General features: G+C 68.8%; 6 protein-coding genes, 4 pseudogenes and 1 CRISPR repeat array (1 of these 11 cut by a window edge). Of the genes and pseudogenes, 3 read left to right on the top strand and 7 right to left on the bottom strand.

Features of this window, described 5'->3' with window-relative positions; translation table 11 throughout:
• Positions 1-429 precede the first annotated feature (429 nt).
• Positions 430-1785, top strand: a complete 1356-nt coding sequence (locus GA0070623_RS29620; RefSeq protein WP_197700018.1) for a glycoside hydrolase family 6 protein — start codon at positions 430-432, stop codon at positions 1783-1785.
• A 290-nt stretch (positions 1786-2075) separates the two neighbouring features.
• On the opposite strand, the gene GA0070623_RS31285 is transcribed toward GA0070623_RS29620, so the two are convergent.
• The 5 genes and pseudogenes from GA0070623_RS31285 to GA0070623_RS30235 all read right to left on the bottom strand — a co-directional run bounded on the left by GA0070623_RS31285 (position 2076) and on the right by GA0070623_RS30235 (position 9829).
• On the bottom strand, positions 2076-3461 hold the full coding sequence (locus tag GA0070623_RS31285) for an NlpC/P60 family protein (RefSeq protein ID WP_231932600.1): 1386 nt from the start codon (positions 3459-3461) through the stop codon (positions 2076-2078).
• Between the two features lie 89 nt (positions 3462-3550).
• Positions 3551-6487 (bottom strand): AfsR/SARP family transcriptional regulator, encoded by a 2937-nt coding sequence (locus tag GA0070623_RS29605; protein WP_172898478.1) that lies wholly within the window; start codon positions 6485-6487, stop codon positions 3551-3553.
• A 128-nt stretch (positions 6488-6615) separates the two neighbouring features.
• Positions 6616-7133, bottom strand: a pseudogene (locus tag GA0070623_RS29600) (ISL3 family transposase); the annotation flags it as partial.
• A gap of 104 nt (positions 7134-7237) precedes the next feature.
• Complete coding sequence (locus tag GA0070623_RS30240; RefSeq protein ID WP_157747002.1) at positions 7238-8848, bottom strand: FG-GAP repeat domain-containing protein; 1611 nt, start codon at positions 8846-8848, stop codon at positions 7238-7240.
• 390 nt (positions 8849-9238) lie between these two features.
• The gene (locus tag GA0070623_RS30235) at positions 9239-9829 is read right to left on the bottom strand and encodes an SH3 domain-containing protein (protein WP_157517671.1); all 591 of its coding nucleotides are present in this window, start codon (positions 9827-9829) and stop codon (positions 9239-9241) included.
• 461 nt (positions 9830-10290) lie between these two features.
• Here GA0070623_RS30235 and GA0070623_RS29590 point away from each other — a divergent pair.
• Positions 10291-11155, top strand: a pseudogene (locus GA0070623_RS29590) (IS5 family transposase).
• Positions 11156-11344: 189 nt separating this feature from the next.
• Here the strand turns inward: GA0070623_RS29590 and GA0070623_RS29585 are convergent.
• Both GA0070623_RS29585 and GA0070623_RS29580 read right to left on the bottom strand, forming a co-directional pair.
• Positions 11345-11758, bottom strand: a pseudogene (locus GA0070623_RS29585) (transposase); the annotation flags it as partial.
• Positions 11737-12204, bottom strand: a complete 468-nt coding sequence (locus GA0070623_RS29580) for a winged helix-turn-helix domain-containing protein (protein ID WP_231932599.1) — start codon at positions 12202-12204, stop codon at positions 11737-11739. The gene GA0070623_RS29580 and the pseudogene GA0070623_RS29585, both read right to left, overlap by 22 nt.
• Before the next feature lie 96 nt (positions 12205-12300).
• On the opposite strand from GA0070623_RS29580, the pseudogene GA0070623_RS31280 reads away from it, so the two are divergent.
• Positions 12301-12513, top strand: a pseudogene (locus GA0070623_RS31280) (site-specific integrase); the annotation flags it as partial.
• An 867-nt stretch (positions 12514-13380) separates the two neighbouring features.
• Positions 13381-16945: direct repeats of the CRISPR family, unit length 37 nt; unit sequence GTTGCGATCCTCGCCCGGCGCGGTGGCCGGGCGCAGC (it continues 552 nt past the right edge of the window).

The raw sequence follows: 16945 nt of genomic DNA, 5'->3' as shown, positions 1-16945 counted from the left end.
TATCGGCAGCCACACCGGTTGCCGCGTCTCCCGCGCGGGTGAATTCCTGCCGTTGGCGGGTCGCGGACACGGCGAAGGCCGGTCACCGTGGTGGTGGCCGGCCCCACGCCAGAGGCCGGATCCGTGACCAGGTGCCGTCCGCGCCGACCAGGAACTCCGTCTCGACGGTCGAGCCGTCGGCGAAGGTGACCTCGTGGCGACCGCGGCCGAGACCACGCACGGCGCCGGCCTTGGCCCCCAGCGAACCCGGTGTCCTCGATGGCGGAGCCTTGCTCAACCCGGCGGGACGGTGCGACAATAGATCGAAGTATATAGATATTTGCTGAGTGGCCGCCGACCATGGAGCGATGCGGCCGGAGCAACGGAACCGGACCGCCCGCCCCAGGCCAGCATCCGGAGCCGGGCCGCGTTCTTCAGGGAGCAGCCAGCATGAGCATGTCAGCGTCCGGACGCGTGTCCGCCCGGGTCCGCGCGGTTCTCGCCGCCGCCGGCTCGATCCTCGTCCTGGGGGCGCTCGTCGGCGCCGCTCCGGCCAGCCCTGCCGATCCGCCTACCAGGATGGACAACCCGTACGTCGGAGCGCGGGTCTACGTCGACCCGGAGTGGGCCGCCCGCGCCGCCGCCGAGCCCGGTGGCGACGCCGTCGCCGGCCAACCGACCGCCGTCTGGCTGGACCGGATCGCCCGGATCGAGGGCAAGGACGGGATGATGGGTCTGCGCGAGCACCTGGACGCGGCCGTCGCGCAGCGCGCCGACCTCGTCCAGCTGACCCTCTACGACCTGCCGGCCCGCGACTGCGGCCGATGGGCTCCGCCCGGCGAACTGTCGATCGGCGACATCGCCCGCTACCGGACCGAGTTCGTCGACCCGATCGTCGAGATCCTCGCCGACGCCCGCTACGCCGATCTGCGGATCGTCACCTTCGTCGAGCCGAACTCACTGCCCAACCTCGTGGTCAACGTGAGCCCCCGCTACAACGCCACCCCGGCCTGCGACGAGGTCAAGGCGCGCGGCACCTACCTCGATGGAATCGGGTACGCCCTGGCCCGGCTCGGCACCGTACCCAACGTCTACTCGTACCTGGACATCAGCCACCACGGTGAGACCGGCTGGGCGGACAACGCCGACCCGTTGACGGCGCTGCTGGCGCAGGCCGCGACGAACGGCGGCAGCACGCTCGCCGACGTGCACGGCTTCGTCGCCAACACCGCCAACTACTCGGTCCTGCGTGAGGAGCACTTCCGGGTCGACGACGTGGTCGCCGGCCAGCCGGTGTACCAGTCGAAGTGGGTCGACTGGAACCCGTTCGTCGACGAGATCCCCTATGCACGGCACATGCGCGACCGGCTGATCGCAGCAGGCTTCTCCCCGCAGGTGGGGGTGGTGGTGGACACCTCCCGCAACGGCTGGGGCGGCCCGAACCGACCCACCGGCCCGGCGACCTCGTGGGACGTGAACCGTTACGTCGACGGCAGCCGGCTCGACCGGCGGACGGTGGTCGGGAACTGGTGCAATCAGGTGGGCACCGGTCTCGGCCAGCGGCCGACCGCCGCGCCGGAGTGGGGCATCGACGCCTACGTCTGGGTCAAGCCGCCCGGCGAGTCCGACGGCGCCAGCGCCCGCCCGGGTACAGGCCGCCCGTACGAGCCCTTGTGCGATCCGGACTACCTTCCGCAGCGCGGTTCGACGTGGCCCACCGGCGCGATGCCGGCGGCACCCCCGTTCGGGGAGTGGTTCCCGGCGCACTTCCGCCAACTACTGGTCAACGCGTGGCCGCCGCTGTAACTACTCGCGACTCCACCAGGTTCTGACCGCCGCTGTGGCGGCAGGCGTCTCGACCGTGGTGCCAGGCGTTCTCGTCGGCCGCCAGTGGGACACGGCCCGATAGGGTGGCGATCGAAGGAGACGACCGCCATCCCAGGCCGGCACCCTACCGTTGCGCCCGCCGTCTGCAGTTTGTCAAGGCGGATTCAACCGGTCCTCGCAACACCACGGTCTCCGCCGCCAAGCGGAGGCTGACCCACACGGAACCCGGGGCGACCGGATGGTCGTCCCCGGTCCGCGGGTGGTGGTCGTCAGCCGGTGACGGTTCCGGGTTGGGCGGACAAAAGGGTCTGGGTCCAGCCGGTGGTATCGACGGGGCCGTTGGGGAAGCTCTGGATGTCGCTGCCGGTGTCGTCGTAGGGGTCGTTGTCTAGGTAGCGGTAGAGGCCGTCGCCGGTGGTTCGGCCGTAGTAAACGCCGTCGCCCGGGGAGAGGAAGGCGTCGAAGAACCAGTGGTCGGTGGCGAGGCTGTGGCCTTCCCAGGTGCCGGCGCTGTCGAGTTTGTAGGACCGGAGTGCCCCGGCGGGGGTGGTGCCGACGAGCCAGTTGGAGGAGGTGGCGGCGAGGGTGTTGAGGAAGAAGCCGTTGCCGATGAGTTGCCCGGCTCCGATGGTGGCGTCGGTGGGTTTGGTGGCGGAAACGGTGTATCGGCGCAGGTCGCCGTTGCGGATGCCGAACAGGTGGGTGTTGCCGTCGTAGGTGAGCAGTTCGTGGGTCCAGCCGGTGGCGATGCGGACGGGTGGGTTGTAGCCGAGTGAGGTGTTGTTGGTGATGACGTCGATGCGGTAGAGGTAACCGGCGGTGTCAGTCATCAGGACGGTGTTGAAGTTGAGGGTGGCCATGGCTTTGGGCGTGAAGCCGACGGTGGTGCTGGAGATGAGGGTCTTGGTGCGGTTGCCGGTGGCGGCGTCGATGGTGGAGAAGGTGAGCCTCCCGTCGGGCAGCACCCCGTACACATTCGCCGAGCCCGCGATGTCCGTGATGTTGTCGTAGCGGATCGGCGTGTACTGGCTGGAGTAGCTGGCCGACCAGACGTCCTCGACAGTGTCCCGGCTGCCGGTCTGCTCCATCACCGTCGGCTTGGTGTGCGCGGAGTCGGACCATGCCACGAACAGGGCGACGTGGTTCTCGCTCGTGTCGCCGGTGTGCCGCAGCAGGGCGTCACCCGGCTTCAGGTCGCTGCGCGCGATGGTGTGCGACCGGTTGAGCAGGTTGCCGGTCCAGAAGGCGCTGCCCGAGCCGCCCAACCCCCAGGCCATCGAGACGAAACCGGAGCAGTCGGTGCGGTAGTCGCCGTACTGGTTGCGGTAGCAGCGCTCCTGGCTGTAAGGAATGCCGACGCTCAGCCAGCTCCGTGCCCGGGTCAGTACCTCGGAGCGGGTCGGGCTCTTGTCGGAGCCGTTGCTTTCGCACGGGATGGGGGTGGTGGAGACCGCAGCCAACGTCGATGGGCCGGCTGGAAGTCCCGGGTACGCTGGCAGCGGCGGATCGCCGGCCACCGTGGATGCCGCGACCGCCGCCGGTGCCGCCGCGGCGGTGGCACCGGCGACCAGCCCAACCGCGGCGGTCAGGCCCACCGTCGTCGCCATCAGCAGGCTCGTCGCGGTGACCGGTCTTTGCGCGATGCTGTTGAACATGATGGATTCCCTTACGGAGGAGACAGGTCCTGACCCTGAACGGTGGGCGGGGCCGCTCCAAAGGGCCTGGAACCTTTCTGCAAGCGGGGTTACAGCACGGTTGCAGCACCTGCGACGGCGGCGGACGCCTGGAGTTCGACGTGTTCGCGCGAGTTGTGCTCGCGAAACACCCGGCAAGCGCGGGCATAGGCGGTGTCGGCTGCGGCGACGTCACCGCGATCCCGGTATACCAGGGACAGAACGTGTTCGGTGCGCGCCCGCCACAGCGATGAGCGCATCACCTCCCACAACGACATCGCCTCGTCCAGACAGATCTCTGCCCCGTCCGACCAGCCCGCGACGCGGTGGAACTGCCCGAGTACGTGCAGCGCCATGGCCTGCCCCCAGCGGTCCTCGGACTCCTTGGCGACCGACAGGGCGCGCTCCAGATCGACGCATACCCGATCCGGCGACCCCATCCGCAGCCGGGCCGTGGCGTGCGACCGGACGGCATAGGAGCGCATCAGCTGGTCCCCCGCCTCGTCGAATATCTCCGCGGCCCGCTCGCAGGCGCGCAACGACTCGGCGTACTTCCCGCAGACCCGGTGGTAGATGCCGATGCTGCGCACCGTGTAGGCGACCCCGCGTCGGCTGCCGGCCCGTTCGTACGCCCGTAGCGACAGCTCCAAGTCCACCAGCGCGGCCGGGTAGGCGCCCTGTTCCAGCCGTACCGAGCCGCGGACCCGGTGTACGTAACCGATGCCGCCGGCGTCATCGAGGGCCTGTAGCAGGGCCGCGGCCTGGTCGAGGAAGTGCAGCGCCTCGGTCAGGTGACCGGAGTCGCGGCAGGCGATGCCGAGCCCGGCGAGCGCGGCCGCCTGCCCGCGCACGTCGTGCAGCGTCCGGAAGGTGCTGAGTGCCTCGCCGAAGTGCTGCCTGGCCTCGCCGTGGCGGTCTTCGGACATCCGCAGTCGGGCCAGTTCGAACAGCATGAGCGCCTCGTCGTACGGCTCGCCCGCTCGGGCGGCGGCCGGCAGCGCGGCCGCGACGACGCGGGACTGGAACTCGAAGCGGTTCGCACCCTTCAACTCCTGGGCGGTCAGCGCCGAAACGAAGTCACCGACCACCTGGTGCAGTCCGATCGCCCCGGCGCGTTCGACCCCGACCGTGAGGACGAGTTCCTGCCGGTGCAGCCAGCCGGTCGGGTCGGCGAGCACCCGGCGGGTCAGGCTGTCGGGGATCTCGAACTCCACCGGGGGCGGCCTACGCCACACGACCTCAGCGGGTGGCGCGTCGACCGCGATCCGGTCGATGAGTGCCCGCCACCCGGTGAGCACCCGGCCGACCGCCTCCCGCAGCGCGTCCGGCGACTCCTCGGCGTCGGCGCGTTCGCGTGCGTAGATGCGGACCAAGGCATGCAGCCGATAGCACAGGACCCCGGTGGAATCCACGCCGGTGAAGCTGACCAGTTGGGCGTCCACCAGCAGCTCCAGCAGCGCCTCGGCGGCGGCGTGGTCGACCGCCAGCAGCCAGCCGACCACCCAGGCGTTGAACTCGGGGATGCCAAAAAAGCCTATCCGCCGCAGGGCCGCCTTGCCGGGCTCCGTCAGGCGGCGGTAGCTCAACCCGATGCTGGACCGTACGGCCAGGTCGCCTGCGGAGAGCTCGTCGAGGCGCTTGCGATCGTCGGTGAGGCGTTCGGCCAGCACCGCGAGGGGGAGGTTCCGGCGGGTCGCCAACCGGGCGCCAGCGACCCGGATGGCCAGCGGCAGGTTCTCGCAGGCGGTCAGCAGCCGGGCTGCCGCCGCCGCGTCCGCCATCCGTTCGTCGCCGACGATCCGGCCGAGCAGCTCCCGGGCCTCCTCGTCGGTGAAGACGTCCAGCTCGGTCAGGGTCGCCCCGGCCAGCCCGGCCAGGCGGCCCCGGGAGGTGACCAGGACCGCACAGCCCGGCCCGCCCGGCAGCAGCGGTCGCAGCTGCCGCTCGCCGGCGGCGTCGTCGAAGAGCAGGAGCGTACGGCGCCCGGCGAGCAGACTGCGGAACAGCTCGGTCCGCTCCCGGGTGGACTCCGGCAGGTAGGCGTCGTCGATGCCGAGCGACCGCAGAAAACCCGCCAGCACCTCGCCGGGTGTCGCCGGGGTGTCGCTCATGCCGCCGAGGTCCGCGTACAGCTGACCGTCCGGGAACGAGTCGGCCACCTGCTGCGCCACCCAGACGCCCAGGGTGGACTTGCCGCTGCCGCCCGGCCCGGCGACGACGTGCGTCCCGGGCGAGCCGCCGCGCAGCGCGGCGACAAGGCCGCCCCGTTCCCGCCCACGCCCGGTGAAGTCGGCGGTGGCCGGCGGGATCTGCGCGGGAATTACCGACGTGCTCCGGCGTGCCCCGTGGTGCGCGGACTTTTCTAGCAGGCCACTGTCGCCGGCCAGGATCGCGTTGTGCAGCATCTGCAGCTGCCGGCCCGGCTCGACCCCGAGTTCGTCTACGAGCGCGGTCCGACCCTCCCGGTAGCAGGCGAGGGCGTCGGCCTGCCGTCCCAGCCGGTACAGCGTCAGCATCAGCTGACCGCGCAGGCGTTCGTTCGCCGCGTGCCGGGCGACCAGGCTGGACAACTCGGCGAGATGGTCGCAACGGCCCAGGCTCAGCTCAACCTCGAACCGCTCCGAATGCGCAATCAGTAGGAGTTCGTCGAGCCGCCGCGCTGCCGCGGCCAGTGGGGCGCTGTCCAGGCCGGACAGGGCGGGGCCGTGGCACAGCGAGATCGCCTTGTGGAACAGGTCGGCGGCCTGGTCGCAATCGCCCGCCCGGGCCAGCTCCTGCCCCTCGTTCACCAGTTCAGTGAAGACGTCCGCGTCGACCATCGCCTTGTCCAGCCGGATCCGGTATCCCGGCGGATGTCTGTCGATGACGTGCGGGAACCCGTGACGGGCAAACGCCTTGCGCAGCGACGAGACGTACGTCTGGACCAGTGCGCGGGCACTCGCCGGCGGATCGTCCGGCCAGACCACGTCGACAAGGCGGCTGACCGGAACGACACGTCCTTGTTCCAACACCAGAGCCGCCAGAATCGCACGCGGTTTGCTTCCACCCAACGGAATCGACCCGTCAGGGCAGTAGGCCGCGATCGGCCCGAGTAGTCGGACCCTAAGCACTTCGAGAAACCTCCCCGTGCCCCCGTACTGGCGTAACGCTGGCGACGGTAAGCGCGACGTCGTCGACCACGAGCACACGGGGAACTCTCTGTTTGGGTAGCGGAATGCCCAGCAGCGACCGCAGCGCGGTGTCTCGGGACATGACGACCATCGCCAGGACCGACATCAGGTGAGCGCCGCTCCGGCCGGCCACCTGGCGCAGCTTTGCAGCGATCTGGGAGATCGGTCGGGGTGTGCGGCTCTGGTACCGCACCAGAACACCCGGAAGCTGTTCGCGGAACGTGCCGCTGCAGCCCCGCGTCGGGCAGACCAGACGGCGTACGCGTACCCGCAGCACCACTGGCCTGGCATCGACCGACACGTCCACCGGAGTCCACTGGTGATACCCGTGCACCCGGCCTGTCACCGCATCGTGGCCCGGACAGGCCACAGGCGTCTCAGGGGTCCGAGCCTGCACCAGATTCTGCCCGCCCTCGTCCATGACGTCATCGATCACCAGCGGGGGCAGCCCCGAGAACACCATCTTCACAAAATGATTGATCATGCACGCATGGTTTCAACGACATCGACCACCCTCGGCCACTATCGAATGTGAGACAGAGCGGAATGTTGTGAGATAGATCCGTTAAATCAATACTCTCAAATTTGTCAGAACCAGGATCCGACGATGAGGCGGTTGCCGACGGTCGCCTCAAGGCTGAACGGGCCGGAGGTATACCAGTTGGCCGGTGTGATGGTCCCGTTCAGGAAAACCTTGAACGTGAAGGTGCCGTCACTGTTCGCGTAGGCCATGACAGTGTCGTCCTTGCCGTCGCTATTGACGTCTCCGGAGGCGACCCGCTCGCCGACCTTGCCCAGGTCGAAAGAGTAGTACGTGGCGGTGGACAAGCCACTGAACGACGAACCCGTGGAGTACCAGCGGTAGAGGACGATGGTTGACGAACCAAAGTCCCGAGCAAGGATAGGCTCGTCCTTGCCGTCGCCGTTGAAGTCCCCGACGATGAGGCGGTTGCCGACGGTCGCCTCAAGGCTGAACGGGCCGGAGGTATACCAGTTAGCTGGTGTGACGGTTCCGTTCAGGAAAACCTTGAACGTGAAGGTGCCGTCACTGTTCGCGTAGGCCATGACAGTGTCGTCCTTGCCGTCGCTATTGACGTCTCCGGAGGCGACCCGCTCGCCGACCTTGCCCAGGTCGAAAGAGTAGTACGTGGCGGTGGACAAGCCGCTGAACGACGAACCCGTGGAGTACCAGCGGTAGAGGACGATGGTTGACGAACCAAAGTCCCGAGCAAGGATAGGCTCGTCCTTGCCGTCGCCGTTGAAGTCCCCGACGATGAGGCGGTTGCCGACGGTCGCCTCAAGGCTGAACGGGCCGGAGGTATACCAGTTAGCTGGTGTGACGGTTCCGTTCAGGAAAACCTTGAACGTGAAGGTGCCGTCACTGTTCGCGTAGGCCATGACAGTGTCGTCCTTGCCGTCGCCGTTGACGTCTCCGGAGGCGACCCGCTCGCCGACCTTGCCCAGGTCGAAAGAGTAGTACGTGGCGGTGGACAAGCCACTGAACGACGAACCGGTGGAGTTCCAGCGGTAGAGGACGATGGTTGACGAACCGAGGTCCCGAGCAAGGATGGGGCTACTGCGGTCATCCCGTACGTTGTTGTAGCGCATTGGCGTGTAGAGGCCTGCATAGCTTGCAGACCATGTACTTTCGATCGTTCCCGAACTGCCGGTCTGCTGGATGACAACGGGCTGGGTCGAGTCGGAATTCGCCCATCGAACGAACAATGCAACATGATTTTCGTCCGGATTGCCGGTGTGCCGCAGGAGTGCATCCCCCGGCATCAGAGAGTTGCGTGGTATCTGAAACGATCTATTATCCAGATTGCCGGTCCAAAAGGAGCTTCCAGGCCCACCGAGCCCCCATGCCATAGAGACGAACCCGGAGCAGTCTGTGCGGTAATCGCCGTGAGAGTTGCTATAGCATCTATCCTGGCTGTAAGGGACGCCGCCGACGTCAAGCCAGCTGTAGGCTCTGGCAAGTATCTGGCTTCGGGTCACGATCATGTCAGATCCGTTGTCTGCGCAGGGCGTGGGCGTGGTAACAACGGCAGCAGGTCGCACGGTCGCACGATGCGGCAGGCCGGGGTACTCCGGTAGCGGCGCATCACCTGGCGATGCCGTCTGTTCAACCGCCGCGACGCTGATCGCCGATGCCAAGGTGGCCGGGCTAACGAACAACGCCGACAACAAAATCCCCATTAGGCATACTATCCGAACACGAATTTTCCGTTTGCGCATTCCCGCTCCTCCTTGCATCGCTCAATCTCCATTAACTGCCCGAGAAAGAGGTGATCATTTCAGCTGAATGCAGCCACGACTACACATGGTTCGGCATGATGCGACCAGAACTTCAGGAAGCCGTTCTGGTCCCCAAAGAGAGCCCGCCGACGCCATGAAACCGGAAATCGCGAACTACCGTGTCGCGAAGAAGTCCGACCGGCCGCGGCCGGTCTTGTACTCAATGCGGACCACGGGCGCCCTCCCGATGATCACACTTCCCAAGAGTTGAAAGACTCAGGCGGCGGGCCACCCTGCCCGGACTTCGGACCGACCAGCGTTCTCAAGCCTAAAGCTGCGGCACGAGCCCCATCAGACATCCTTAAAGCAGGCTTGCACCGCGAAGCCATAGTATTGGACCGGGCTCCCAAATGGGATCATGAGCCATCCATTTCCGTTGCTGACTCCGCACGCCGAATAGCGATCTCCCAGCACATAACCGATGCAGTTATACTGACTCCCGTTGTTTCCCACAGTTAAGATCGGCGCATCAGTTCGCGCTGCGGCACGAATATTAACCGAGGTCGCAGCGACTTGCACACGGCCCGTAGCGCAGTACGAGATGAATGGCACCACCGAATTCACGCGCGGAGATCCCAACGTCGAGGCCTTAGTGGCGATGTCGGCGGACGTCGTCATCGACTCCGCTACAGCAACGCCGCGATCGTCTACTGAATCGGCGCGCGCTGGAGATGCCAGCAGGCTAGCTACCATCAAGAACACACCCGCCGCTGCGGTGACAATCATTGATCGACTTTTGGCAGAACTGATCACAGGATTCTCCCGATGGCCGACAAATAGGCGATTCACTTCACCGTACATCAGGCGAGAATGATCTTTTTTGGTTAGTTGATTATCAACAACCGTAAGCACCCGCATTTGTGCAGGTAGAAGCTGGCTCAACGGCTATAGGTCGATGAGTTGTCAAAAATCGGACCTGCGAAGTTGTTTGCAATCTTGGGCCGGATGTAGATAAGGTGCCGCCGCCCGGCGTGGAGAGGCGATCCACCCGCCGCTGTCTACCTCGTCGGACCGGTACCCTACGGGCTGGAGGCGGTGCTGCAGCACGACACCGTCGACGATGCGCAGCATGGCCAGCATCGAGGGATGAGTACCGGCCACATACTGTTCAGACCCCACGCGCCCGCGCCCATTGTGCCCTGCAGACACCAGCCCTACCCCATCAACTCCTCCGCCCGCATGCACGGATGTGGCCAGGCTGGGGCCGCATCCCTTCTGCCTACACGCATGAAGGTGCCGTCGTCGCCATACAGATCTTGAATGGTCAGGTTGTGTCGGGTTCGAGTGTCAGAGAGCGTTTGGGATGTGTGCTGGTTGGGTGTGTCGCACAGTGGGTGCGATCGATGGGCCGGGTTCGGTCGGTAGACGGGTATGGATCGAGTGCGGCGGTACCCGTCTGACCTGACCGATGCCGAGTGGACGCTCGTCGAGCCGATGCTGCCGTCGCCGCAGTGGATGGGTAGGCCGGAGAAGCATCCGCGTCGGGCGGTCGTCGACGGCATCTTGTACGTGGTGCGTACCGGGTGCGCGTGGCGCTATCTGCCGGTGGACTTCCCGCCTTGGCAGACGGTGTACTCCCACTTCCAACGGTGGAACCGGCGGGGTGTGACCGATCGGATCCTCACCGAACTGCGGGAGCAGGTCCGCCTGGCCCACGACCGGCAGCCGCAGCCCACCGCCGGGATCATCGACTCCCAGTCGGTCAGGGCCGCGGACACTGTGCACCGTGACACCCGTGGCTACGACAGCGGGAAGAAGGTCAACGGCCGCAAGCGGTTCATCGTCACCGACAGCCTGGGCCTACTGGTCACCGTCTGGGTCCTGGCCGCCTCGTGGCAGGACCGCGACGGCGCCAAGGGCGCCCTACTCGCCACCTACGTGGCGACGCCGATCCGGCATGTGTTCGCCGACTCCGGGTTCGCGGGGCGTCTGGTCGACTGGGCCCGCGACATGCTGCGCACCACCCTGGAGATCGTCCGGAAACCCGCCGACCAGCAATGGTTCGTCGTGCATCGCCGCCGCTGGGTGGTGGAGAGGACCCTGGCCTGGCTGACCGCCCACCGCCGGCTGGCCCGCGACTACGAGACCCGCCCCGCGACCTCCGAGGCCATGATCCGCTGGGCCGCGATTGCCGGCATGCTCGGCCGTCTCACCCGAGGCGGACCCGCCACCCGCCAACAACGCCGCACCCTCAACACACCCGACTGACAGACATGCGAAACGCTCTCTCAGGCCGGTGTGAGCAAGGAAGCCGTCGAGTAGGTCGGTGCGGTACTGGATGCTCTTGAGACGGTTCTTGATGATCGCCTGGAGGTGATCGACGCCAGTGACGGCGAGGTTGCCGATGCTGCGTTTGAGGTGGGACCACACGGCCTCGGTGGGATTCAGGTCCGGGGCGTAAGCGGGTAGTCGGATGACGGTCAGCCAGTCCCGGGCGTCGATCATCTGCCGCATGGCGGCGCTGACGTGGGTGTTGAGGTTGTCCCAGATCAGCACGATCGGGCCGTCGAGTTGTTGGTGGGCGGCGTCGAGGAGGGCGATGTAGTCGCGTTCGCTGAAGCTGCGCCGCTCGTTCTTGCGGCGGCGGTGCACGATCGTGCGGTAGATGAACCGCGACCGCTGGCCGGGCCGGTAGCAGGTCAGGCCGGCGATCGAGACCCGGCCGGAGCCCTTGCCCGACACCGGGACCACGGGTGTGTGCCCGCGTGGTCCCCAGGTGCGGGCCTTCGGTGGGCGCAACGTCTGACCGGCCTCGTCCTCGAAGACCAGCCACGCCTGCCGCTGCGCCGCTACCGTTTTCCCGCCGGCCACGTCTCCCGCCGCCACGTGATGATCGCGGCCTCGTCACGCTCGACCGCACGATGCGCGGGGACCTGCACCGACCAGCCCAGCCGGTACATGATGTTCGCCGTCCCGCGCAACGTGTACCGGGTGTGGAACTTCCGGGCGATCAGGTCCGACACCCGGGCCAGGGTCCACCGCTGATCGACGCCGAACCCGTGCGCCGCCGGCCCCTCGTCCAGGGCGTCAGCCAGCCGCCGCAGCCGCCCCTCGTCCAGCCGACACCGCGACCCGCCAGGCCCTTTCGACGCCAGAGCCTGTTCACCACCGGCCCGCCACCGCTTACGCCACCCGTACACCGCGGTCCGCGACACCCGCAGCCTCCGCGCGATCTCCGGCACCGACACATCCTCGGCGAACCACCCGGCAGCCTGCCGCCGTACCGCCTCACGCTTCGCCCGCCCCCGCGCAGACAACCCACCTCCATCGGGATACCTCATCCCATCGAACTACCCCAACCCAACGTCGCCACACAGGCCACATCGGACGAACCTGACCATTCAAGATCTGTAGCGGGCCTCGACCCGGGCGACTGGACACCCCGCGAGCTGCCGGACAGCTTCGTCTCGCTGCTCTCCGACAGCGGCGTGATCATCGAACAGATCGCAGACCTCTGTGGGCACTCCGGCACTACCGCCACCGAGAGTGTCTACCGGCACCAACTACGGCCGGTGCTCCTCGGCGGCGCCGTCGCCACGGACCGAATCTTCGACGCTGAGGCGTAGTCGCTCAGCTACTAGAAAAGGGCATATCCATCTATCGGATATGCCCTCTGAGCTGCGTCGGGACGGCCGGATTCGAACCGACGACCCCTTGTTACGGAACGTAGCCATCCCGGCCTTGTCTTTGGCTGTCAAAAATAGGCGTTGAGCTGCTCAGACATAAGCAGGCAATGATCGCCGCTTGTCACTGATTGTCAACCGCTAGCGGGGGTTTTCGAGGGGTAAACGGGGGGCCGACAGGACGTCGCCAGGTCAGCCGCGTCCCGCTCCCCATCAGCTGAACACCCGTCACAAGGAACGTTGCGCCCCTATCCATCGCGGCACACTTGGCCGAAGCGTGGGGATTCGTGTCGGTGGGGTGATCGATACCGCAACTCATCGCCTGGCGCAGACGATGACGTGATGATCGACTGTCGTCCGTAGCTATGCTGACAACAGGTGCCACGGCCTTCCGACTCACCGCCCCGCCAACCCAAGAGGTGGCCTTACGAGCATGGCTCCGCTCGCTGGTGCGGCCACGGACTCGAACCTCGAACCCGCGGTTACCGAAAGTAACGATCCGAACCTTGTCGCTATCTGCTGCCAATTGGCACTGAACTGCACAGACATACCCGCGCAATGATCGCTACTTGTCGCCTACTGTCACGCGCCGACACGGGTTTTCGGGGTAAAGGAGGGGTGTGACAGCACGTTGCCAGGGTCCAGCGACCCCGCTCAGGGGTCGGCACCATCAGCACGAGCACGACGAGCGCCGGCCCATCGCGCGACCCACCCGCCGCCGGCAGGGGTTCATGTCGGCGGGGCACTCGCCTGACGCGGTGGTTGGCCCCAGCATCAGCAGCCGTACCGGCAGGCAGGGTCGGTGCTGTGGTTGCGATCCACGCCCGGCGCGGTGGCCGGGCGCAGCCGGCTCGGCGGGGACCTGGACCCGCCACACCTTCTCGTTGCGATTCTCGCCCGGCGCGGTGGCCGGGCGCAGCAGTAGCTGCCCTCGATCGAGGCGCGGCTGGAGATCTCGTTGCGATCCTCGCCCGGCGCGGTGGCCGGGCGCAGCCCTCCTGGTCCTACCGGCAGGCCTGCCGGGCCGTCGAGTTGCGATCCTCGCCCGGCGCGGTGGCCGGGCGCAGCACCTGATCGCCGAGATGGCGCTGACCGCGGACCGGCTGGTGTTGCGATCCTCGCCCGGCGCGGTGGCCGGGCGCAGCTCCTCCGACACCGGTGGGACGACGTCGAAGCCGACCTCGTTGCGATCCTCGCCCGGCGCGGTGGCCGGGCGCAGCGCCGGGGCCTGGACGGGCGGGAGGCGCGGGCCGACATGCGTTGCGATCCTCGCCCGGCGCGGTGGCCGGGCGCAGCGATCACGTACCGGTGGTCACGCCGCTGGGCCGTGGTGTTGCGATCCTCGCCCGGCGCGGTGGCCGGGCGCAGCCCTGCACATCGCGCAAGGTGTAGGCCCAGCCGAAGCCGTTGCGATCCTCGCCCGGCGCGGTGGCCGGGCGCAGCCACCCTCGACCGGCTTGCCGACGCCCAGCACGACCGGGTTGCGATCCTCGCCCGGCGCGGTGGCCGGGCGCAGCGCCAGCCGGTTGGCCTCCTTCGCGCCGACGCCCATAGCCGTTGCGATCCTCGCCCGGCGCGGTGGCCGGGCGCAGCCCCGCTACCCGAGGCCGAGCGCGACTACCTGCGCCCGTTGCGATCCTCGCCCGGCGCGGTGGCCGGGCGCAGCGGGCCTAGCGGCGGTCACGGTCCACTGCGGCGGGAGTGGGGTTGCGATCCTCGCCCGGCGCGGTGGCCGGGCGCAGCCTGTCGGGAGCCGTCGCGCGCCGCATCGCCGCCGAGTTGCGATCCTCGCCCGGCGCGGTGGCCGGGCGCAGCGGTGTAGGCGAGGACTCGCCAGATGCGTCCGGGCATGTTGCGATCCTCGCCCGGCGCGGTGGCCGGGCGCAGCGCCTGGGGGACCGCCGGCCTGGTCGTCGCCGGCGTCCAGGTTGCGATCCTCGCCCGGCGCGGTGGCCGGGCGCAGCCCGCAGCATCGGCGGCGGGATGTGCGCCGTGAAGGTGTTGCGATCCTCGCCCGGCGCGGTGGCCGGGCGCAGCATCACGAAGCCTTCTACACGTTCGTGATCGCTAGGGCGAAGTTGCGATCCTCGCCCGGCGCGGTGGCCGGGCGCAGCGCCAGGGCCGGCCACGAGATGGTGGCCTTCCCGGCGTAGTTGCGATCCTCGCCCGGCGCGGTGGCCGGGCGCAGCGCGGACGGGACATATGGCAATTGCTGTGAGTCCTACGCGTTGCGATCCTCGCCCGGCGCGGTGGCCGGGCGCAGCTTCCTCCGTCGAGGTGGCAGACCACCGGGTGTGGCGGTTGCGATCCTCGCCCGGCGCGGTGGCCGGGCGCAGCTCGGCCGTCGCGCTGTAGTACGGCCGACGGTCGCGCTGTTGCGATCCTCGCCCGGCGCGGTGGCCGGGCGCAGCGCCGTCCGGGATCGACATGGCTGGCATCTGGTCGAGTTGCGATCCTCGCCCGGCGCGGTGGCCGGGCGCAGCGAGGTCCTTGGCGTGCTCTCGGTATGCGGCGCCGTAGTTGCGATCCTCGCCCGGCGCGGTGGCCGGGCGCAGCCCCAACAAGACGTCCGCGAAGGCCGCCATCGCGCGGATGTTGCGATCCTCGCCCGGCGCGGTGGCCGGGCGCAGCCGCATCCACCACGTCCTCGCCTCGATCGCCGCCACGGTGTTGCGATCCTCGCCCGGCGCGGTGGCCGGGCGCAGCCGCTGGTGGCACCGGCTCACCCGGCGGAGGGCAGCACGGTGTTGCGATCCTCGCCCGGCGCGGTGGCCGGGCGCAGCGACGGGGTGGCCACGTCGACCCGTCGCACGTTGCCCGGTTGCGATCCTCGCCCGGCGCGGTGGCCGGGCGCAGCGCGCCCCCAGCACATCCCGGGCGAAGTCGATCACCGCGTTGCGATCCTCGCCCGGCGCGGTGGCCGGGCGCAGCACCGAGACGATCGACGCCTACGACTGGGACATCACCTGGTTGCGATCCTCGCCCGGCGCGGTGGCCGGGCGCAGCCGCTGTCCGCCGAGTCGTCACCGGAGCCGAACGGGGAGTTGCGATCCTCGCCCGGCGCGGTGGCCGGGCGCAGCCCGTGCCGTACCGGGTGACCGTGATGCCCTCGTAGCTGTTGCGATCCTCGCCCGGCGCGGTGGCCGGGCGCAGCCTGAGCACCGTGCTCGTGTCCCGCCGGGCCATCGTCGGTTGCGATCCTCGCCCGGCGCGGTGGCCGGGCGCAGCCTCAACCCGGTCGCGTTCCAGCTCCAGCTGGGGGCGTTGCGATCCTCGCCCGGCGCGGTGGCCGGGCGCAGCCCGCCGACACGCTGCCGATTCCCAGCTCGATCGAGTCGTTGCGATCCTCGCCCGGCGCGGTGGCCGGGCGCAGCCCTTCCGCGCCGCGATCGACCACCGGCCACCGGAGACGGTGTTGCGATCCTCGCCCGGCGCGGTGGCCGGGCGCAGCCGGGTACCCACCATCGGGGAAACCCCCCACATCGAGTTGCGATCCTCGCCCGGCGCGGTGGCCGGGCGCAGCCGCTCCCCCTCACCCCCGGCACACACACAGCGGATCGGGTTGCGATCCTCGCCCGGCGCGGTGGCCGGGCGCAGCCGGCTTCCCACCGGGCCACCGCATCGGCGTACACACCGTTGCGATCCTCGCCCGGCGCGGTGGCCGGGCGCAGCGTGGCCGGCGACGTCGACGGCCTGCGACCGGTACTGGTTGCGATCCTCGCCCGGCGCGGTGGCCGGGCGCAGCCTGGGCAAGCGGGAGCAGTACGCGGCGGCCTTCCTGGCGGTTGCGATCCTCGCCCGGCGCGGTGGCCGGGCGCAGCCCCAGCCGCGCCGACCGCGGCCCCGCGACCAGCCCGCGGTTGCGATCCTCGCCCGGCGCGGTGGCCGGGCGCAGCGGTGTCGTTACCGCCGTAGCGCCAGCCCTGCTGGCCGTTGCGATCCTCGCCCGGCGCGGTGGCCGGGCGCAGCGTCGCGGATTGCCCGGTCCAACGCGGCCCGGTCGTCGTTGCGATCCTCGCCCGGCGCGGTGGCCGGGCGCAGCATGCTGCCCTTGAGGTGCCCGGTGTCGACCGGGCAGTTGCGATCCTCGCCCGGCGCGGTGGCCGGGCGCAGCGCCGTCCTCTACGGCGAGCGCCCGGTACTGGCCGAGGTTGCGATCCTCGCCCGGCGCGGTGGCCGGGCGCAGCCGTCCGCTCTGCCGCCATCGCGCTCTCCGTCTCGCCAGTTGCGATCCTCGCCCGGCGCGGTGGCCGGGCGCAGCGGAGTAGCCGCTGGTGGTCGTGGCGGCCGATGGAGTGTTGCGATCCTCGCCCGGCGCGGTGGCCGGGCGCAGCAACGCCCAGAGAGCCCAGACCGCCGAACGCCGCAAGTTGCG

This window comes from Micromonospora rifamycinica, from assembly GCF_900090265.1.
GTDB lineage: Bacteria > Actinomycetota > Actinomycetes > Mycobacteriales > Micromonosporaceae > Micromonospora > Micromonospora rifamycinica.
The sequence above is the reverse complement of the archived record's forward strand: the minus strand, read 5'-3'. Positions and strand labels throughout refer to the sequence as shown.